Here is a 21419-nt window from a genome sequence, read left to right as displayed (position 1 = left end):
GCAGCTGCAACTCATTTTAAATGTCAAAAACTAACTCAAAAAAACTAACTCGGCAGATGGGGCTTTTAGCCCTTACCGCTACAGGTGTGTGCTCTATGTTAGGGGCTTCTATAAATGTTGTTCCTTTCATGATACAACGCAATGTACCCGGTATAGGTCCGTACGTATTACCCGCGTTTGCTTTTGCCGCTATACCTGCATTATTTGCCGCTTTGGCATATGGTATTTTGGCATCGGCTATGCCACGTGCAGGTGGTAGTTATATTTATGCTAGTAGAGGATTAAATCCGTATTTGGGGTTTGTCGCGAGCTTCTCCCAATGGTTCGGACTCTCCATTGTTATCGGAGTTATTGCTTACGTAACCGTACCATTTATTCGTGACGTAACCTTGAGTTTAGGGTGGAAAAATATCTCGAACGGCTTAGAAATAGGATGGATACGCGTAACCATAGCCCTGGCCTTAATTTGGTCTTTTATAGTTATTAATATTCGTGGGATAAAAAGTTATGAGCGCATCTTATTACCGATGATGTTTTTAATGTTTGCCCTCGGCGGAATTGTAATCGTATCGGCGCTTATTTACGACTCAACAGATTTCTTGACAAGGTTACAAGAAAAAACCGGACGCACTTTTGACCCCATTAAAAATATAGATTTCGACTGGCGCATATTTTTATCGGCCGCCGCACTTTTATTTTCAAGTTTTATCGGTTTTGACTCCATAGCACAGGCAGGTGGAGAGGCTAAAAATCCGACTAAATCGTTACCACGAGCGATTCTACTGGCAATATTCGGAGTAGGCTTATTCTACTTTCTTTTTGCTTCGGCAGTATATCATATTGTTCCTTGGAGTTTTGTTGCAGAAGAAGCAATGACTAAAGATATTTCTGCCCCAGGATTATTAAGCTACGTGCTACCCTCTGGTTTAGGCATCGCAATATTGGCAGGTGCTGCAATTGCCCTGATCAATGACCTGCCAGCCATGCTATTATCGGTTTCACGGTTAATGTTCGCATGGGCTAAAGATGGTATTTTCCCTAAGTCTATCTCTAAAATCCATCCAAAAAATCATACACCGCATATAGCATTAGTAGTAGCTGGTGTAATGGCAAGTATTGGTGTTTTAGGTTCTCATTTTGCGGGCGACTTCTTTTTAGGTATCGATATTATGGTTACTTCTATGATGGTCAATTTTCTGTTAATGTGTATTACGCTAGTTACCATTAATAAAGTAAATCCGACATTGACGAAACAAATTTCAGTACTTAAGAATAGAACATTGCAATTATGGATTGCTTGGTCAGGTATAATCACCCTTTCCGCCTTTTTAGGTATTCACACCTATAAAGATTTTACCTCAGACACTGCTGCGTGGTATTTTCACTCCACACCTATATGGCTAATTGTTATGGGTTTGGCAAGTTTGTTATTTGCCTACTATTGGAAAAAATTAAAAAAACAGCACAACAACATAAACGAACTATTTTTAGAACTCCCTGAAGAATAAAAGATGCAGACAACAATTAAATTAGCAAAAGATTTAGAGATTTCTAGAGTGGTTACCGGCTTATGGCAAATAGCCGATATGGAACGTAACGGCAACACACTAGACCCAGTAGAAACCGCCAAGTTTATGAAACCATATCTTGATGCAGGACTCACATCTTTTGACATGGCCGATCACTATGGATCTAGTGAAATCATAACCGGTACTTTTAAGAATAGTCTTACTGATAAAGATAGCGTGCAACTATTTACAAAATGGGTTCCAAAACCAGGTAAAATTACTCGCGAGGATGTTAGAATTGCCATACAAACAGCTTTAGACAGAATGCAACAATCTAGCATTGACCTCTTACAGTTTCATGCGTGGTACTACCCCGATGCTAGCTGGCTAGACGGACTTTTCTATTTAAAAAAATTACAAGAAGAAGGATTAATAAAACATATTGGGGTAACTAATTTTGACGCCGCACATTTACGAATTGCTTTGGCAAGTGGTATACCTATTGTCAGTAATCAAATTTGCCATTCGTTAATTGACCAGCGTGCGAATGGAAACATGGCTGTCATATGTCGAGAATACAACGTAAAAATACTAGCCTTCGGAACATTGGCAGGCGGATTCTTAACCGATAAATGGTTAAATAAAACCGAACCTACATATGAAGAATTGACCACATGGTCACAAATGAAATACAAACGTTTTATTGACGCCGCTGGCGGATGGGAACCATACCAGAACCTATTACAAACAGTAAAAAAAATTGCAGATAAACATAATGCTTCGATTGCAAATATTGCAAGTAGATTTATTCTAGAGGGTGATGCGGTTGCTTCTGTCATCGTTGGCGCTAGATTAGGCGAAAGCGAACATATCAAAGACAATAGAAAAATGCTGGATATTACGCTAGATGCTGATGATATCAACGCCATTAAAAAAGCACAACACCAACTGACATTAATACCTGGCGATTGCGGTGATGAATATAGAAAACCTCCATTTTTAACTGCATCGGGTGATCTTAGCGATCATTTAGAAACAATACCAAAAGCATTTACCCCAATAAAAACTGGAGAAAACAGAGAACAAATTTTTAGCGGTACTGAATGGGAAGAATATGCGGGGTACTGTAGAGCGGTAAAAATTGGTAATACTATTCATGTTTCAGGCACCACAGCAACTCATGGAAGTGACATGATCGGTGGCAACGACCCAGCTGCTCAAGCACATTTTATTATTGATAAAATTGAGGGCGTCATCACTTCATTTGGCGGCACTTTAGCCGATGTGGTGAGAACACGAATTTTCGTCAATGAATTAAAAGATTGGGAACCTGTAGCAAGAGCTCATGGTGAACGTTTTAAAGGTATCAACCCAGCAAATACATTAGTTGAAGCTAAATTGGTAGGCGATGGTTACATGGTAGAAATTGAAGCAGAGGCTATTTTATCTAAATAAACTCAACTTCATTTGACTATTCATCTCCTTTAATATTGCTGTTTTCAACCATAGTTTCAAAAGGCGCCCAATCATTTTTTATAAAATTAGTCACCGCTTTTGAAAATTCGGTTACTAATGATTCTCCTTGTTCAAGAATTTCTTGATGCTGGGCAGAAGGCTCATTTGTTTGTGCTGCAGCTATACTTAAAGCTTCTCGTATTTTTGAATAAGGCGATGTCTCAAAAGACTGCCATGCGCCTACTTGTCTTTCTGGCTTAGGGGTTTTACCTTTTGCCTTTAAATCCTTTAAAGACTGCTTCATATTTTCGAGCTTGGTTACTAGTATTTGATCAGCTTTACTCTCAGATTTGCTGATTTTACTTAACAAATCATCTATTTTTTTGGTTTTAGCATCAATGTCTTTTAAGCCTTTTGACAAGATTTCAACTTGACTATCTACTGCTTTTTTATAATCATATAGTGCTTTATCCACATTTGATTTCAAATCAAATCTAGGATCTGCAATTACAGTAACTCTAGTAGAATCTGAATAAACACCTTGTTTTAAAACAATTTTATACTCCCCTGGCAATACAGGTATATCTCTAGAAAAATCATCGGACCATGAACCTGGTAACGAAGAAGCAGATTCATCTAGTTTCCAAATCATATAATTTAAACCCTTAGTCAGTTCTTTAGCTTCAACAGTATTTACTAATCTATTCTCTTGGTCATAAATCATTGCAGTTACACTGGATTCTGTTGTAGGTTCATCAGATAAATAAAAAGGAATTTGAGTTTTCTGAAACACCTTATTTTCTCCTTCGAAAGTGGTATGAAAACCTGTCCAGATATTACCTGGCGGATTTATAAATAAGCCTTTCACCTGTACAGCATCGTTCAATGGTAATGCAGTTATGCCCCGCTTTAATCTGTTTGTCGCAATTTCTCTTAGTGTCAACAAATCATCTAATACCCAAATTGCTCTACCAAAAGTACCGACAACCAATGCCGATTCTTTTTCTTGAATTTTCAAATCCATCGTTGATACCGATGGGAATCCGTTTTTAAATTGAGACCATGTTTCACCTTCATCAATACTTAACCATAGACCATTCTCTGTTCCTAAAAACACTAAATTGGGTTCTACAGGGTCTTGAATTATACTTAAAGCATATCCGTTTACTATATTTTTATCCGCAACTTGCTTCCAAGTTTTTCCTAAATCGTCAGTTTTAAAAACATATGGCTCATAATCTCCTTTTCTATAATTATTTACCACCATCCATGCCGAATTAGCATCGTAGCGAGAAGCTTCTATTTGTGCTACCCAACTTTCGTTAGGCATCCCTTTTACTTTAGCCGTAAGATTTTTCCATGTTGCTCCGCCGTCTTTTGTTAATTGCACTTGACCATCATCGGTGCCTACCCATATAATATCTTTATTCAATGCACTTGGAGCAATAGTCAAAATAGCATTGTAGCGCTCTGCACCCGAAACATCTAACGTTAATCCGCCATAATCAGGTTTTTGATGCTCAGGATTGTTAGTGGTTAAATCAGGAGAAATTATTTCCCATGTTGCTCCCTTATCCTTGGTAACATGTACAAATTGCGATCCATAATAAGCTGCATGATCATCCGTAGGATTTCTAGCAAAAGCAGCATTCCAGTTAAAACGCAAAGAAGTTTTCAAATCTGGTGCATGTGGTTTTATACTTATATAATACCCTGTCAATTTATCATACCTATATAAATCACCATTTTGAGATGATCCATATCCAAATCTAGAATTATCTAAATCTGGAGAAATATCAAAGCCATCGCCACCAACTAAATACTGCCAATACAACGTTCGGATTCCGCCTCTTTTCCAAGTATATGCAGGTCCAGACCAATTGCCATTATCTTGCATACCGCCATATACATTATACGGAGTTTCATTATCTATACCCACATGGTAAAACTGTGCCACAGGTATGGTTTCAGGAAAATACCAACTTTTACCGTGATCCTGAGTAATTCCCAATCCGCCATCCCCACCAATGATAAAGTGTTTTGCATCTTTCGGATTTACCCAAAAGGCATGAAAATCTGCATGAATACCTTTTGTCTCATCGGCAGGTATCATAGGTATGGTATCAAAAGTGCTACCACCATCATAACTTACAGACAAAGGCTGATAAATATTATACACTCTATCTGGATCTTCTGAATCTACAGCAAGGTCTTGAAAATAAAAGGGTCTATTATTCGCAAATTTGGGATTATTATTGATCATTTTCCAATTTTCACCTCCATCATCGCTTCGATAAATTGCATTCTTCTTCGCTTCTATTTTTGCATAGATTCTGTTTGGTTCAGACGGTGCAATAGCAAAACCTATTCTACCTAAATCTCCAGCAGGCAGTCCGTTTTTCTCTCCTAATTGCTTCCAATTTTTACCTGCATCGTTAGAAACATAAAATCCTGACCCTTCTCCGCCTGAGGTAAAGTAATATGGAGTACGTTTATGTTCGTATAGCGCTGCATATAATTTTTTAGGGTTAGTTGGATGCATTACCAAATCTGCAATTCCAGATGCAGTATTAGCGTATAAAATCTTTGTCCAATGTATACCACCATCAATCGTTTTATATAAACCTCTATGCTCATTTTCGGTAAACGGATCTCCCATTGCACCTACATAAACAACATTTGGATCGTTTGGGTCAATACTGATTCTATGTATGGTCTTGGTGGGCTCTAACCCCATGTGCGTCCATGTTTCTCCGCCATCGATACTTTTAAAAATACCCATGCCCAAGTTCATTGAGTTACGAGGATTGCCTTCGCCTGTACCCACCCAAATAACATCAGGATTACTTTGCTGTATGGCAAGTGCTCCTATATTCTGTGTGGGTTGATCATCAAAAACGGGCGTCCATGCAGAACCTCCATTATCTGATCTCCACACACCACCTGAGGCAGCACCAACGAACATTATTTTCGGATTCTCGGTAACCACATCTATTGCCGTAATACGCCCACTCATATTTGCAGGACCCACGTTACGGATGTTAAGATTTCTTAAATTAGAGAAGTCGATTTTTTGTCCGATTGCAAACTGAGTAATAATTGCAAAGACGAAGAAGATACTAAAGCGAATTTTCATGGTTTGAGTGGTAGTTTCCCCAAAAATAAAAATCGACGCGTAAACAATAGTGTTTTTGGCTGGTAATTTTTCTGGAATGGTTCTATTATAAAATTTTTAAAAATATCATATAAACAACCTCATCAATATTGAAGGTTTACTATAATTGAATTTTTATAATTAACCTATTGTCTCATTTTACAACAATAATTCTTTGATGTCATTTATTTTTGTGCTTTATTTGATAAATACTACCAAATTTTATCAAATTCACTAATGAAGGGCAGCAAAAATAAGAAATTCATTTCCAACCTTTCATATGATTGTGTAATTTTTGGGTTTAATGGAATAAATCTTAAAATTCTTATTTTAGAATATCACAACACTGGTTTATTTGCACTTCCGGGGGGGTATATCAAAAAAAACGAAAGTTTACAAGATGCAGTAAATAAAGGAGTAGAAGAACGTACAGGATTAAAAAATGTATTCTTAGACCAATTTCAAATTTTTGGAAAATTAAATAGAACTGATCCCGCAGCCACACGCCGTATTTTAGAAGCAAACAATAAAAATTTAGAGAAGAAAGAATGGATGATGGACCGCTTTATTACAGTAGGTCATTATGCGCTTATTAACTACGAAGATGTGAATCCGAAACCCGATCATCTATCAGATAGTATTGATTGGTACGATATCAATAACGTACCAAAACTAATGATGGATCATAACGAGATTGTAGATGCGGCTCTTGAAGTTCTTCGTAATAATATAAGTGAGAAGATTATAGGAATGAATCTACTACCTTCGAAATTTACTATGAAGCAGTTACAACAAGTCTTCGAAGCTATTTTAGATCAAACATTACGACGTACCAGTTTTCAACGTAAAATGTTGTCTCTAGATATATTACAAAGACACGAAAAGCTTTTTGAAGGCAAAGCTCACAAAGCTCCATACCTATACAGTTTTAAATAAAATTACATACTTAAACTAACAACAACAATGAACAAACTAACACTTAACAACTTTTTAAAATGTACCGTTCTCACAGCTTTTATGTTCGGCACATTAACAACCTACGCTCAAAAGAAATTTGGAGGTCTTGCACTTTATACTGTTAGAGATGATATGGGTACCGATGCGAAGGCAACATTACAAGCTGTATCTGATGCAGGTTATAAAAATATCGAAGCTGCCGGTTATGAAGACGGCAAATATTATGGTATGACTCCGGCAGATTTTAAAGACTTATTAAAATCTCTGAAATTAAAGCCGATTAGCACACACCAAAGCGCAGTAACTCTTGAAAATGCCGATAAGATGATGGCTGATGCCAAGTCTGCAGGCTTCAAGTATTTTGTTGTTCCTATTCCACCAATGGGTATGTTCACTTTTAACGAAGAAGATAGAACAATGGGCATGACAGGTACTGTAGAAGAATTAGCTAAAATTTTAACCACTTTAGGTGAGAAAGCTAATAAAGCAGGATTAAAATTATTGTACCATAATCACGATTTCGAATTCAAAAAGAATGCTGACGGTATTGTACCGATAGACTACTTGTTAGAAAATATTGACCCTAAATTATTGAACTTTCAGATGGATTTATATTGGGTAACCAAAGCAGGTGCCAACCCTATTGCCTACTTCAACAAATATCCAGGTCGTTTTAAAATATGGCACGTTAAAGACATGGATGAGCAAGGTAGATTCGCACCAGTGGGTACAGGCTCTATTGGCTTTCAAAATATTTTGGACAACAAAGAACTTTCTGGAATGAAATATTACATGGTTGAACAGGATATGACTTTCGACGGATTAAAACCGCTAGAGGCTATTAAAATTAGTCATGATGCCCTTAAAAAAATAGGATTTAAATAATAACAACTATCAAACAACGGAGATTGCCCCGAAGAGATTTTTCTCTTTGGGGTTTTCTTTTTTACGCACTTTTGTAATAAACCTTTTATCATAAACATTGTCTTAATCACTTATAAAATTATGTGCTTATTTTTGCACATTTAACACCAACTTTTAAAAAGTATAGAATGAAAATGACCACAAGTTTACGCATGAGAATTATTCACAGATATTTAGGCTTCTTTTTAGCCGGTATCATGGCGATGTACTCCATTAGCGGTATCATAATGATCTATAGAAATACAGACTTTCTAAAAAGTGAGAAGATCATAGAGCAACAACTGAAGCCAAATTTAAAAACTGCTGAACTTAGTGGTGCCTTGCGCATTAAAGGCGGAATAAAACCCGAAAAGACCGAAGGTGATGTTGTTTACTTTAAGCAAGGTGAGTACAATACGGCGACAGGCATAGCAACTATAAAAAAGATGGAGCTTCCTTTTATCTTAGATAAGATGGAACACCTGCATAAAGCAACCACAAATAGCCCCGTATATTTTTTGAACATATTTTTCGGACTTTCACTATTATTCTTCGTAGTCTCCTCTTTTTGGATGTTCATGCCGAAAACTACTGTATTTAAAAAAGGACTGTACTTTTCACTTGGCGGTATCGTTCTGACCATTATTTTGCTGTTTGTGTAATCAAAGAACTAACTTATATCCTAACCGCCATTTGGAAAAATTCTGAATGGCGGTTTTCTTTTTTAAAAAGTAGGTCAATGATACTTTTAATTATCGACCTTAGTAATAGAATAAAATTGAACATGACTTTAGAATCCAAACAAGTATCAGTTGTTATGTTAGGTGCAAGTGGCGCGGTAGGTACAGAAGCCCTAAATGCACTTCTTCAGCTAAAGAATATTAAACAAATTACCTTGTTGGGCAGAAGTCCTATTTCGAACATTACTGCCAGTAACGTGCAACAGCATAAAATAGATATTGGTGATGCTAGTTCATACCAGAACTTTGTACAAAATAATACCACTGCAATTTGTACTCTTGGGGTAGGTCAGCCTTCAAAAATCAGTAAAGAAGATTTTATAAAAATCGACAAAACCGCGGTATTGGATTTTGCAAAGGAATGTAAAAAAGCCGGAGTGAAACATTTTGAATTATTGGCATCGGTAGGCATCAGTTCAACCTCATCATCTTTTTACCTCCGCACAAAAGGCGAGTTGGCAGAAGAGCTAAAAGCTTTGAATTTTGACCGACTAAGTATTTTTCAACCTTCTATGATTTTAACACCCAACAATCGCTACGGTATTGGGCAAGCAATTACCTTGAAAGTATGGCCATTGTTAAAACCGGTATTACTAGGAGGTTTACGAAAATACAGAGGTGTTCCCGTGAACATTTTAGGCCAAGCCATGGCAAAGAATATTCTGAAGGAAGGTGAAGGGTACGAAACCCTTCAATGGGACGATTTTTATGCTATCAGCAAAAATCATATCTAAAACCTAAACACCATTTAGAGCATAATTATCGCACTAAATTTATCAACCTAACATAAAATCAAAACGCCCTTCTTTGAATTTCAATATCATAAGAAAAATACCATCAAACTTCTGTTTCTTGCAGTAAACCAAGCTAAGTACACTCACCTACCACTTAAGCCAACCAATAACGTATTCTTCCCCTCTTGGGAGGGGACTAAAGGGGTGGGTAATCGGATGACGAAGATTTCATTAAACATACTAACTCAAAAGGACCCACCCCTAGCCCCTCCGAGGAGGGGAACAGTTTCTGACTTATTATTCATCTTTTTAGATTAATACCATATTTCATCACCAAACCACGCGTGGGTGCCCTTTAGGGACGGGGCGAGCGCTGGCATTATAAAACGAAACTCACCAACAACCAAAAAAACCGCAACCAAAAACGTAATTCTCCCCTCTTGGGAGGGGATTAAGGGGTGGGTAATCGGATGACGAAGATTTCATTAAACATACTAACTCAAAAGGACCCACCCCTAGCCCCTCCAAGGAGGGGAACAATCAGTGACTTTTGTTAAACTTTTTAAGTCAAACTTCTGTATCTTGCTGTAACCAATAAAGTCCACTCCCCTAACACTTTATAATGCTATTTTCATCAAAGAACTATTGCTATTGTATTCTTTGAAAAGACTATATAAATCCAAACATTATTATATGAAACAATTTTTATCTCTCCTTCTCCTTTTAACAGCGACATTATCAGCTATTGCACAATCAAAACTGATTAAAGCAGATTCGTATTTAGATGTCAGAACCGGAAAATTAATTTCTCCGGCTAATCTGCTTATCGAAAACGGAACCATTAAATCTATTAATCCAAAGGTATTGCCGGAAGGTTTAGAAACCATAGACCTATCGGGTAAAATACTATTACCGGGTCTTATGGATATGCACGTGCATTTAGATGGCGATTTTAGAGGCAGCTGGGACTATATCTATAAAGAAAGTGCTAGTCAAGGTACTGTAAGGGCTGTGGTCAATGCCGAAAAAACATTAATGGCCGGTTTCACTACCATAAGAAGCATAGGGCAATTACATATTACACCTGAGCTTATTGATGTTGCCGTTTCTGAAGCTTCTGATAAAGGGATGATAGCCGCACCTAGAATTATCCCATCGGGACATATGATTTCTATAAGTGGCGGACACGGAGATATTTCTTTGGGGCTGGCTGAAGGATTAGTAACCGTAGGTCCAAATGACGGAATCATCAACGGAAAATATGATGCCATCGAAGCGGTACGCTATCAAATTAAGCACGGGGCGAAATTCATTAAAATGCATGCTACAGCAGGCGTACTTTCTATGGAAGATGCCATTGGCGCACAACAGCTAAGTAATGAAGAAATGAAGACCATTGTAGATGAAGCTGCCAGACACCATATTAAAGTTGCTGCCCACGCACATGGTACCGAAGGTATCAAAGAAGCTATAAAAGCTGGTGTGTATTCTATTGAGCACGGATCTATTATTGATGATGAAGGTATTCAGTTAATGAAAGAAAATGGTGTTTACCTAGTACCAACGAGAGGGCTCGCTACCATTATCGAGCCTATGATAGACAAAATGGATCCCGTAATGGCCGGCAAAGCAAACTATGTAATGCCTATAGCTAAACAAAATCTTACAAAAGCTATTAAAGCAGATGTAAAAATTGCCTTTGGTACAGATACCCCGATCATACCTCATGGAAAAAATGCCATTGAATTCGCAGCATTGATTGACTGTGGCATGAGTACTAAAGAAGCAATTAAAACCGCTACTACCAATAGCGCAGAAATGCTAGGTCTTACTGATCGTGGTGAAGTAAAAGAAGGTTTACTGGCAGATATTATTGCCGTAGATGCCAACCCCATAAATGATATCTCCACTTTAGAGAATGTAAAATTTGTTATGAAAGACGGAGTCATTTATAAGAATGAAAAGTAAATAACCTCGGGGCAAGCCCGCGATATATTGAATTGAAAAAATAATTAATATTTCGACCCAATCGTCGTGGTATTTGAATCTCGATTATCGAGTAGAAGATACTTGTTGGTACTATAGTCAATCAATTAAAAAACGAACATCATGAAATCATCGCATCAAAAATCAATCAAAACACTTCTTTTAGGCTTTTTAGCATTATTATTTACGGGCACCATGGCATTTGGCCAAACGAAATCCGAACAGATAGATGAGCTTTTAAAGGAATACCTAGCCTATTCTAAATTCAATGGTTCTGCTCTTGTTGCCAAAGATGGAAAGGTCATTTTTAAAAAGGGATATGGAATGGCGAATATGGAATGGGATATTCCAAACAATCCCAACACCAAACATCGCCTAGGTTCTGTGACCAAGCAATTTACCGCCATGCTTATTCTACAATTGGCAGCCGAAGGTAAACTAGATCTGCAGGCACCTATTACTACCTACTTGCCAGAGTATCCAAAAGAAAACGGAGACAAAATTACCACCCATCATTTATTAACCCATACTTCTGGTATACCGAACTACACGTCATTTCCCGATTTTTTCAAAGACGTAAGTAGAGACCCGTACACTCTAGAAGAGTTTACTACAAAGTTTCAAGATATGGATCTAGAGTTTACTCCCGGCGAAAAATTCAATTACAGTAATTCCGGTTATTTTTTATTGGGAGTGCTTATTGAAAAACTATCCGGTAAAACTTATGAAGAAATGCTAGACGAGAAGATATTTTTTCCATTAGGTATGAAGGAATCCGGATTCGATCATCATTCTACTATCCTAAAAAATAGAGCAACAGGTTATGAGAAAAATGGTAATGGATTTATCAATTCCCCTTTCCTAGATATGTCTATTCCGTATGCTGCAGGCTCGCTATACGCTACCGTAGAAGATTTATACCTGTGGGACCAAGCATTGTATACCAATAAATTATTATCCCAAGAATTTATGGATATGTATTTTAAACCACACATACCCGCTTTCGGCAGTTTTCATTATGCCTACGGATGGATGGTAGGTAATGAAGCCCTAGGCAACACAACCGATAGTATCGCAGTAATTACCCATGGTGGCGGTATTAACGGATTCAATACACAAATTTCAAGACAGCTTTCAGACAAGTCATTAATTGTGCTTTTAAATAATACAGGTGGTGCCCCATTAGGTAAAATCACACAATCGATTCTTGGTATTATAAACGATAAAACTTACGACCTCCCTAAAACTCCTTTAGCATCTAAACTTTTAGAGGTCATAGAAACTAAAGGTATAGATGCAGGGGTTACATATTTTGAAAAGAATAATGACAACAAAGATTTCGATGTCAATGAAAATGAGATGAACCAAACGGGATATCAACTATTAGGGTCTGACAAAACAAAAGAAGCTATTCAAGTTTTTAAACTGAACGTAGACGCGTATCCAAAATCTGCCAATGTATATGATAGTTATGCCGAAGCATTAATGAAATCTGGCGATAATAAAGGTGCAATAGAGAACTATGCAAAAGCGGTAGAAATGAATCCTGGTAATGAAAATGCCATAGATATGCTTACAAAATTAGGTGTCGATACCAGTAACTTAACAAAAGAGTTCGAAGTACCAGAGGCACTATTAGAAAGCTACATAGGTGTCTATGAATTAATGCCCACTTTTAAAATTACCATAACCAAAGAAGGCAAGCAATTAAAAGCACAGGCAACAGGGCAGCCGATGTTGGATATTCTCGCCAAATCAAACGATACTTTTTACTTAAAAGAAGTTGCTGCTCAAATTCAGTTTTTTAAAGATGAAAACGGAGAAATTGAAAGTTTAACTCTATTTCAAAACGGGCAAGAAATGAATGGTAAGAAGGTGGAGTAGTGTGAGTTTATTTAGTTTTATCACCCACCCCTAGCCCCTCCCAAGAGGGGAACAGCTAGCGTCTTTAATTAAAATATATTCTAAGATTAATTTTATGAAAACAGAAGTTTCAACTAACTTTAATTTCGCAATCAATAACGTACTTCTCCCCTCTTGGGAGGGGATTAAGGGGTGGGTCTTACGATGAGAAAGATAATTCCATATAACCCAAATTTAGTTGAACTCGCTAAAACATTAAGAAACAACATGACCCTAGGTGAAATTGCGCTATGGAGAGAGATAAAAGGTAAAAAGCTAGGTCAAAAATTTAGTAGACAGATTCCTATCGATCAATATATAGTTGATTTTTATTGCAAAGATCTTCAGTTCGCCATAGAAGTAGATGGCAGTATTCATTTTGAAGAAGGACATGAAGAAAAAGATAAGAAACGGCAAGCACGCTTAGAATCTTTAGGTGTACATATGCTCAGGTTTTCAGATACTGATGTGAAGAATAATTTGGGTTTTGTTTTAGAAGAGATTAAAGTAATAATTGAGAAATTAGAACAAATAAGAACCCACCCCTAGCCCCTCCAAGGAGGGGAACAGTTTCTAACTTGAAACATACTTTGAAGATAAAACAGACCAAGTAACTCTCATAAAAATTCAATTCCCCAACAACCAACAAACTCACAACCAAAATCGAAAACCTCCCATCCCAAGAGGGGAACAGATAGTGACTGTGACTAAGCTTCTTAGATTAAGACCATATATCAATACCAAACTGCGCACGGGCACCCTTTAGGGTTGGGGCGAGCGCTGGAATTATAAAAACGTAATTCCCCAACCAAAATCGAAAACCTCCCCTCTCGGGAGGGGACTGAGGGGTGGGTGCTACGATCCCGAAGATTTCATTAAACCCACTAACATAAAATACCCACCCCTAGCCCCTCCAAGGAGGGGAACAGCTAGTGATTAAAATTGAATAATTGCATACCAATACCCATTACCTCACCCAACACTGGTATCTTGCATGTATAAATTACAATTATGAAAATCAATTTATTGTCTTGTGATGCCCCAAGACCAGACAGAAGGGCTATTGCCAATTGTATTGTAGAGATATCAACTAGCTGTAGTGCATCGCTAGCAAATGAACTTACCGATATACTTTTAGAAGGTGATGCCGTTGATATAGAAATGGATGATAAAAATACCGGTTCTGCATTACGTGCTTTGCGAAAGCTTAGTATTGACTATGAAATTATAGAATAAAACACCTACCCCTAGCCCCTCCCAAGAGGGGAACAGCTTATAATTATTATTCATCTTTTTAGATAAAGACTATTTATCAACACCAAACTGCGCAATGGCACCCTTTAGGGTCGAGGCGAGCGCTGGCATTATAAAAACGCAACTCCCCAACAACCAACAAACCCACAACCAAAAACGAAAACCTCCCCTCTTGGGAGGGGATTAAGGGGTGGGTGCTACGGTGCACTAACTTCAACTACAAACGCAGCTCATTATATTCTCTTTACACCCATTATATTTTTCTGACAGTTTTACGGAAACCCGTAAGAAAATGTACCGTAATCTTCTTTATATTGCAGTACCAAGCAAAGTAAACTCCCCCTACCACTTTCGCAGAAAAATTTTATAAAATAGCTTAAATCATTAGTGTCTATATTAATTAATATAAACACTAGTTTCTTTATACAATTGTTAGGCAAAATTAAAAACCATCATAACTAAATGAACATTCTTGAATTTATTAATAAACTTTTTGGAATCGAGAATGAAACTTCTGCGCCGATTTTAATAACACTATTGGTCTTCTTGACTGGAGGAATAATTAGCTTCATTTATAACCGAATAAAATCATATCGACAAAGAAAAGACTTGAGAGAAATCTTTAGAGTAATGATAAATGAAATTATTCGAGTTTGTAAAGTAAAAGAGAAACAAACGAAAAGATTTTATCCAACTTTTACAACTGAACATAGAGGACATTGGACTTTGAGTTTTACCAGAATAAACTATCTGAATACAGTATTTGAATTGGAATTTCATCAAGTATTTCAAGCTTTTGAGAGTTATATAAATTGGAATTGTTGCGACCAATCCGTAAAAAAAAGAGCTTTCCATAAAATATATTCTAACTTAGATAATATCAGATATTTCGAAGGTTTTATTAGACCTGACATAGAAAGCTTTATAACTGATTTCAATCACCATCACGTTAAATACAAAGAGTCGATTTCTAGCTTTAACGAAATGATTGACGCATTAAAATTCGATTTACAACATAATCTTCCTTTAATTGCTGGCAGAAGTCCAATAGATGATTATATGATAGAAACTGAAACCATTTGGAGAGCTTGGTTAGCAATAGATGAAACGGAGAGAGTTCACTACAAGACAACTTTTGATATGCTAATTGAACCAACTCTTGCTTTGAACAGGAGACCTTATAATTTGCAATTTACCTTGGAAATGAATAAATATTTGATGGATTGCAAAACACAAATAATAGAAATGGAAAATATACTCAAAAGAGGATATTTGACTTTCAAAAATCATAGTTTCAATTATAGAAGTACAAGAAAAATTCTTGAAAAATGTATTGAAATATTAAAATAACTTTACCTAACACCGTATAAAAATAATTGCGGTTTAGTGCTTAATCAAAGGTCGTTGTGTGTAATGCAAAAAAACATCGAGAATTAAATGACAGATAGAACTGCAACAGATACAATAAAAGGATATTTTTATCAATTTGATTTATCGATTCTGAAAATATTAGAATTAAAAGATGAAAATCATAAAATTACTGTCGAAGGAATTGAAGATATTGATATCGACAATGCTACAATTGAAACAGCTGTACAATGTAAATATCATTCTAAAACGGAATACAATCATTCTGTGGTTGCGAAGCCAATAAGACTTATGCTGAATCATTTCAGAGAAGTATTAAATGGCACAGAAAAGAAGGTTAAGTATAATTATTATGGTCATTTTAAATCTGGACAATCAAAGTTAACATTACCAATAACATTAGATTTTTTGAAAAAAAATCTATTAACTTATACTAAAGCCAAAATACAATACAAGCATTATGATGATTTAAAATTAACTGACAAAGACTTGTTAAGCTTCTTAAACCAACTGGAAATAAATATAAATGCAAAATCTTACGAAGACCAACTTGTACAAATTCGCAAACTTTTAAAAAACCAAAAAGAATTTAACGCTGACGACTTTGAAGCTGAAAATTACTTTTACAATAACGCATTAAAAATAATAAGTTTTTTAGCAATAAAGGAGGAAATAAGTGAAAGGACAATAAGTAAAAAGAAATTTTTACAAGAAATTAATTCAAAAAAGATTCTATTTCATAAATGGTTTCTTGAATATAAAGGAAAGAAAAAGCTTTTAGCAGACTTGAGAAAAGAATACTTCACGTCTTATAACATATCACCATTTGAAAGATTTTTCCTAATAGAAGTTAATCCGAATTATACAACAACTGATTTGAAAAGCGTAATACAATTAATTTCAAAAAAATGGTCAGATATTAAATCAGTAAGAAATCCAGATACATTTTGTCCCTATGTTTATATTAATGGCTTAAAAAAATCTGATTTAGTTACTTTGAAAACTGAACTATACAGTGAAGGTTTGATATTTAAAGATGGGTTTGATTTTAATGGTTCACCTTTTAATATAAATTCAATTAAAGAGAAAGCTACTTTTCATAATAAAATAACGTTCAAAATAATAAACGAATTAAGTTTTATAGAATTATTATTAGACGATATTTCAAAAACAAAAGAAATTTATCAATTTTTCTATAATAAACCATTTTTCAAAACAGCAAAAACAAATCTGAATATTGTAAATATTCAGATTGAAGAGCTTAACGATATTAAAAATATAATCTAATGGAAGCCGAAAAAATAAATGCAGAAGTAATTGCTGTTTTTCCTAATAAAGTAAAGATAAAAGTTGACAAGCTTGAAGACTTTAGAATAGCTGATGAATCATTACGAGTTGGTTCTTATCTAAAAATATATGGTAATGACAATGCTATTTTAATGGCTATTATAGAAAATTTCTCAATTGATGTAACAGAAAAAGATGGAGAGGCAACTCGAACGCATTTGATTGAAGCTAGTCCGTTAGGAATTATAAAAAATGGTGTTTTTACTCGTGGTGGGGACGACTTAACTATTCCGCCTAAAAAAGTTGAACCAGCAACAGAGGAAGAAATAAAAAAAATCTATACAGAATCAGTTAAGGAGAATGAACAATTTACATTTGCTTCACTTTCTTCAAACCATAATGTTAGAATACCTGTTAATGGAAACAAGTTTTTCAATAAACATATTGCTGTGGTAGGTTCTACAGGTTCAGGAAAATCACACACTCTTTCCACAATAATACAAACTGCCGTAAATTCAAAAAATGGAGATTTTGCTTTAAACAATTCTCACGTTGTTATTTTTGATATACATTCAGAATATAAATCTGCTTTCCCTAATGCCAATTTTATTGACATAAAGAATTTAGTGTTGCCATATTGGATGTTGAATAGCGATGAACTTGAAGAACTATTTTTAGATACAGAAGCAAATGACCATAATCAGAGAAATGTCTTCAAAGAGGCTATTGTAAATAACCGTAGATTAAAATTTACTGGTAGTGCTAAAGAAAAAGAAAAGTTGCATTATGATTCACCATTATATTTTGATTTAAAAGAGGTAACTCAATATGTCGAAAATCGAAATAATGAAAAGAAAGATAAAACTAATAATATACCTTGGGTAGATAGCAAAGGAGATGAATTTAATTTTTCGGAAGACACAATACCAAGACTTTTTACTGAAAAATTAACATCAAAAGGTACTTCTGCTTCAGGAAGTCTAAATGGTAAGTTAATAAACTTTTTAAATCGTTTAGAAAATAAAATAAATGATAATCGTTATGATTTCTTACTTGGAGATAAATCCGCTAAAATAACATTTGAAGAAACTCTTCAACAGTTATTAGGTTATCAGTCTAATAAAGAATCAAATGTAACTGTAATTGATTTAAGTGGAGTTCCTTTTGAGGTTTTAAGTATTACCGTTTCCTTGATTTCACGTATTCTATTTGAATATGGATATTTCTATAAAAGATTAAGAAGTGAAAATAATCCCAATGAAAAAATTAATAATGACATTCCTTTATTATTAGTTTATGAAGAAGCACATAAATACGTTCCTACGAGTAATTTAGTTAAATATAGAGCTTCAAAAAACTCAATTGAACGAATTGCAAAAGAAGGACGTAAATACGGAGTTACTTTACTTTTAGCAAGTCAAAGACCATCTGAAATTTCTGAAACTATTTTTTCTCAATGCAATAATTTTATAGCAATGAGACTTACAAACCCAATTGACCAAGGTTATGTAAAGAAACTGCTTCCAGACTCATTAGGTTCTTTAATAGAAAAAATGCCTTCTCTGAAACAAGGAGAAGCTTTATTAATTGGAGAAGCTGTGATTCTTCCATCGATTATTCAAATGGATAGATGTAAAAAAGAACCGTCTTCAAATGATATTCCATATTTTGAACTTTGGAAAGACGAATGGAAAAAAATGGATATAGATAAAATTAAAAAAGAGTGGTACAAATAAGCACTACACACAACAACGTTAGGGAAATTCAATTAAGAGCATAACAACAAATTTCAAACCTATCACCTAAAACCTGTTCACCGCAACATACACAACCAACAATTTCACCCCATTTTATAGCAATATGATAGCAATTATGACTATTTTCAATAGCATCATATTGAAAATAGCTATTTCTATGCATTAACTGTATTTTTAGTATATCCAATAAACATCAAGATTAAATGAAAATCTAATGAAAATTGTAGATTAAAATTTTCATTAGAAACTTGCCATAAAAAATTTACATCATGAATACTCTGTTAAAGCAAAGATTGTATTACCTATTTCTTTCATTGGTATGCATTCTATGTACAACATTCAGTTTCGCCCAAGACATTGAAACCAATACCACGCCATCTTTATTACTTGGTCAAGGCGATCAACTCCCTCGAATAAAAAAAGAACTTGCAGCAGGTAATACTGCTTTGGTGGCTGCTTTGAAAAAAATCATTGAAGAGGCAGATGCTGCACTTGGGCAACCGATTGTAAATGTAGTTGCAGAAGGTGCTTTGCCACCAAGTGGTGATGCTCATGATTACTTCAGCTATAGCCCATATTGGTGGCCAGATGCTGAAAATCCTGATGGACCTTACATTTGGCGAGATGGGGTTACTAACCCAGATCGCCGCACCTCTGATGTCTCCAGGCTTGAGGCAATGAACAAGGCGGTAAAATCTCTTGTTCCTGCTTGGTATTTCACGGGCGAAGAAAAATATGCGAAACGTGCCGTGCAGCAAATTCATGCTTGGTATTTGGATCCTGAAACTAGAATGAACCCTAATTTCCGCTATGGTCAAAAACGCCGTGGTCACGACTACAATAGTAGTGGTGGTATACTAGAATCTAACCGAATGGATTGGGTGGTTGATTGCGCCATTCTACTAGAGGACTTTTCTGGTTGGACAGCTAAAGACAAAACCGACCTGCGTAATTGGTTTGGTGAATTATCTACCTGGATGGTGGAAAGTCCGGAAGGTATTGAAGAAGCTATGCAACCTAATAACCATGGAGCGTGGTATAATCAACATCTTATTCTCTTTTCGCTCTACGGTGAAAAACCTGAGATTGCACGTGCTTTTCTTGAACGCATGCCCGCACGTATTTTTGGACAGGTTTTTATAGATGGCCGCCAACCGCAAGAACTTATTCGTACAAATGCATTAAGCTATAGTATTTACGGTGCACGTGCACTAGTAGGTGTTGCCCGCCTTGGTCGCCATCTTGATTTTGACCTTTTTGCCTATCGCAGTACCGAAGGCAGAAGTATACGACTTGCCATAGATTACATAACACCCTTTATTCTGGGTGAAGAAGAATGGCCTGGTAGTCAAATTAGACCGCTGCGTAACGGAAGAGCCAACGAGTTATATTGGAATGCAGCCCTTGGATTTCAGGAGCGTGAATTTGCTAATATTCTGCATAAGTTACCGGGAGACAAATTACCATCACCCATAGTGCAGTTATTAGACCCATTGCCTGAAGGCTGGTGAGTCAAGTAGAAGAAATGGATTTCGTATTTTTAATTGGAGTAACTTAGATATTCATCAATCAAAATAAATCAATATGAAAAATCTCATTATCATCACATTACTTCTATTAACTTCCTCTCCGCTTCTAGCCCAACAAGACAAATTCATTGAAGACTCCATTGAGCGATTAGAGAACTCACGTAAGTACTTGTTACTGGTTGCCGATATGATGCCCGAAGAGAAGTATGGGTTTAAAGCAACAGATGAGTCCTTAAGTTTTTCTGAGAATTTAATGCATATTGGTTATGCCTTAGATTGGCACAGTCAGTCACTTATTGGCGACCTAGAAGCACGGGTGTACCAAACGGACACCATTTTTAAACCTGCCAACAAAACAAAGGCAGAAATGATGGCTCGTATAGATCAGACCTTTACCGAAGCCATTGTCCTTTTACAAGATGTTGCACCTGCACAATTAGATATAGAGCTTGACTATTTTGGGTCTACCAGAAGTAAACGCCAAATTTATATGCTATTGGCAGACCATATTACGCACCACAGGGCACAAATGCTGGTATCTATGCGATTAAATGGGCTGGTGCCGCCTAGGTATGTGTTGTATCAATAAGAAATTTACTCTTGCTTTTTCTTATCGTTCTTCATTAAATTTAGCACTATAAGTACAAGCCCTAAACATACGGCTGCGAAAATGGCAATAAGAATAACGCCATAGCTCCAATTAACAAGGGGTATCATCTGTGATATCATAGGTCGGTAATTTTAGAGTAACAAAAATAGATTGAAGTTATAAGGCATCATATGACAATTGTCAGTAAATCAAAATACTACACAACTATTCAATTTTCATTTCATAAGAGTGCCGCCAAATATTGTAAGCTTGGTACGGGTTCTGTATTTTTATAG

16 protein-coding genes are annotated in these 21419 nt (G+C 35.9%); 15 read left to right on the top strand and 1 reads right to left on the bottom strand.

Features of this window, described 5'->3' with window-relative positions; translation table 11 throughout:
• Nucleotides 1-20 precede the first annotated feature (20 nt).
• Nucleotides 21-1508 carry an APC family permease gene (locus Q4500_RS17150; RefSeq protein WP_303600809.1) on the top strand — a complete coding sequence of 496 codons (1488 nt, stop codon included), beginning with the start codon at nt 21-23 and terminating at the stop codon, nt 1506-1508.
• 3 nt (nt 1509-1511) lie between these two features.
• The gene (locus Q4500_RS17145) at nt 1512-2963 is read left to right on the top strand and encodes an aldo/keto reductase (protein WP_303600808.1); all 1452 of its coding nucleotides are present in this window, start codon (nt 1512-1514) and stop codon (nt 2961-2963) included.
• A gap of 16 nt (nt 2964-2979) precedes the next feature.
• On the opposite strand, the gene Q4500_RS17140 is transcribed toward Q4500_RS17145, so the two are convergent.
• On the bottom strand, nt 2980-6099 hold the full coding sequence (locus Q4500_RS17140) for a hypothetical protein (protein WP_303600807.1): 3120 nt from the start codon (nt 6097-6099) through the stop codon (nt 2980-2982).
• 255 nt (nt 6100-6354) lie between these two features.
• On the opposite strand from Q4500_RS17140, the gene Q4500_RS17135 reads away from it, so the two are divergent.
• From Q4500_RS17135 to Q4500_RS17075, 13 genes are all read left to right on the top strand, one after another.
• Nucleotides 6355-7053, top strand: a complete 699-nt coding sequence (locus Q4500_RS17135; protein ID WP_303600806.1) for an NUDIX domain-containing protein — start codon at nt 6355-6357, stop codon at nt 7051-7053.
• 81 nt (nt 7054-7134) lie between these two features.
• Nucleotides 7135-7959 carry a sugar phosphate isomerase/epimerase gene (locus Q4500_RS17130; RefSeq protein ID WP_303600836.1) on the top strand — a complete coding sequence of 275 codons (825 nt, stop codon included), beginning with the start codon at nt 7135-7137 and terminating at the stop codon, nt 7957-7959.
• 167 nt (nt 7960-8126) lie between these two features.
• The gene (locus Q4500_RS17125) at nt 8127-8639 is read left to right on the top strand and encodes a hypothetical protein (RefSeq protein ID WP_303600805.1); all 513 of its coding nucleotides are present in this window, start codon (nt 8127-8129) and stop codon (nt 8637-8639) included.
• Between the two features lie 77 nt (nt 8640-8716).
• Nucleotides 8717-9451, top strand: a complete 735-nt coding sequence (locus tag Q4500_RS17120) for an NAD(P)H-binding protein (protein ID WP_303600804.1) — start codon at nt 8717-8719, stop codon at nt 9449-9451.
• 693 nt (nt 9452-10144) lie between these two features.
• Nucleotides 10145-11419: an amidohydrolase family protein gene (locus Q4500_RS17115; protein ID WP_299322707.1), complete on the top strand. Its 1275-nt coding sequence runs from the start codon at nt 10145-10147 to the stop codon at nt 11417-11419.
• Between the two features lie 141 nt (nt 11420-11560).
• Entirely contained in the window at nt 11561-13321 is a 1761-nt protein-coding gene (locus Q4500_RS17110; RefSeq protein WP_303600803.1) for a serine hydrolase, read from the top strand.
• 183 nt (nt 13322-13504) lie between these two features.
• Nucleotides 13505-13888, top strand: coding sequence for an endonuclease domain-containing protein (locus Q4500_RS17105; RefSeq protein WP_303600802.1), 384 nt, complete (start codon nt 13505-13507; stop codon nt 13886-13888).
• 462 nt (nt 13889-14350) lie between these two features.
• A complete protein-coding gene (locus Q4500_RS17100) occupies nt 14351-14575 on the top strand; it encodes a hypothetical protein (RefSeq protein WP_299800677.1) in 225 nt (74 codons plus the stop codon).
• Between the two features lie 480 nt (nt 14576-15055).
• Nucleotides 15056-15943, top strand: a complete 888-nt coding sequence (locus Q4500_RS17095) for a hypothetical protein (protein ID WP_303600801.1) — start codon at nt 15056-15058, stop codon at nt 15941-15943.
• Between the two features lie 87 nt (nt 15944-16030).
• The gene (locus tag Q4500_RS17090; protein WP_303600800.1) at nt 16031-17248 is read left to right on the top strand and encodes a DUF4297 family anti-phage-associated protein; all 1218 of its coding nucleotides are present in this window, start codon (nt 16031-16033) and stop codon (nt 17246-17248) included.
• Nucleotides 17248-18984: an anti-phage-associated helicase HerA gene (herA, locus tag Q4500_RS17085; RefSeq protein WP_303600799.1), complete on the top strand. Its 1737-nt coding sequence runs from the start codon at nt 17248-17250 to the stop codon at nt 18982-18984. Before Q4500_RS17090 ends, herA begins: the two co-directional genes overlap by 1 nt.
• A gap of 290 nt (nt 18985-19274) precedes the next feature.
• Nucleotides 19275-20516: an alginate lyase family protein gene (locus tag Q4500_RS17080; protein WP_303600798.1), complete on the top strand. Its 1242-nt coding sequence runs from the start codon at nt 19275-19277 to the stop codon at nt 20514-20516.
• A gap of 73 nt (nt 20517-20589) precedes the next feature.
• Entirely contained in the window at nt 20590-21123 is a 534-nt protein-coding gene (locus Q4500_RS17075) for a DinB family protein (RefSeq protein WP_303600797.1), read from the top strand.
• Nucleotides 21124-21419 lie beyond the last annotated feature (296 nt).

Origin of the sequence: Maribacter sp. 1_MG-2023, from assembly GCF_030547005.1 — a bacterium.
GTDB lineage: Bacteria > Bacteroidota > Bacteroidia > Flavobacteriales > Flavobacteriaceae > Maribacter.
Note: the sequence above shows the minus strand (reverse complement) of the source record. Positions and strands in the feature narration are given on the sequence as shown.

Bases quoted from the DNA above. Each gene is read 5' to 3' on its own strand.
- Q4500_RS17150 (WP_303600809.1), top strand. From the start codon at position 21: ATGTCAAAAACTAACTCAAAAAAACTAACTCGGCAGATGGGGCTTTTA.
- Q4500_RS17145 (WP_303600808.1), top strand. From the start codon at position 1,512: ATGCAGACAACAATTAAATTAGCAAAAGATTTAGAGATTTCTAGAGTG.
- Q4500_RS17140 (WP_303600807.1), bottom strand. From the start codon at position 6,099: ATGAAAATTCGCTTTAGTATCTTCTTCGTCTTTGCAATTATTACTCAG.
- Q4500_RS17135 (WP_303600806.1), top strand. From the start codon at position 6,355: ATGAAGGGCAGCAAAAATAAGAAATTCATTTCCAACCTTTCATATGAT.
- Q4500_RS17130 (WP_303600836.1), top strand. From the start codon at position 7,135: ATGTTCGGCACATTAACAACCTACGCTCAAAAGAAATTTGGAGGTCTT.
- Q4500_RS17125 (WP_303600805.1), top strand. From the start codon at position 8,127: ATGAAAATGACCACAAGTTTACGCATGAGAATTATTCACAGATATTTA.
- Q4500_RS17120 (WP_303600804.1), top strand. From the start codon at position 8,717: ATGATACTTTTAATTATCGACCTTAGTAATAGAATAAAATTGAACATG.
- Q4500_RS17115 (WP_299322707.1), top strand. From the start codon at position 10,145: ATGAAACAATTTTTATCTCTCCTTCTCCTTTTAACAGCGACATTATCA.
- Q4500_RS17110 (WP_303600803.1), top strand. From the start codon at position 11,561: ATGAAATCATCGCATCAAAAATCAATCAAAACACTTCTTTTAGGCTTT.
- Q4500_RS17105 (WP_303600802.1), top strand. From the start codon at position 13,505: ATGAGAAAGATAATTCCATATAACCCAAATTTAGTTGAACTCGCTAAA.
- Q4500_RS17100 (WP_299800677.1), top strand. From the start codon at position 14,351: ATGAAAATCAATTTATTGTCTTGTGATGCCCCAAGACCAGACAGAAGG.
- Q4500_RS17095 (WP_303600801.1), top strand. From the start codon at position 15,056: ATGAACATTCTTGAATTTATTAATAAACTTTTTGGAATCGAGAATGAA.
- Q4500_RS17090 (WP_303600800.1), top strand. From the start codon at position 16,031: ATGACAGATAGAACTGCAACAGATACAATAAAAGGATATTTTTATCAA.
- herA (WP_303600799.1), top strand. From the start codon at position 17,248: ATGGAAGCCGAAAAAATAAATGCAGAAGTAATTGCTGTTTTTCCTAAT.
- Q4500_RS17080 (WP_303600798.1), top strand. From the start codon at position 19,275: ATGAATACTCTGTTAAAGCAAAGATTGTATTACCTATTTCTTTCATTG.
- Q4500_RS17075 (WP_303600797.1), top strand. From the start codon at position 20,590: ATGAAAAATCTCATTATCATCACATTACTTCTATTAACTTCCTCTCCG.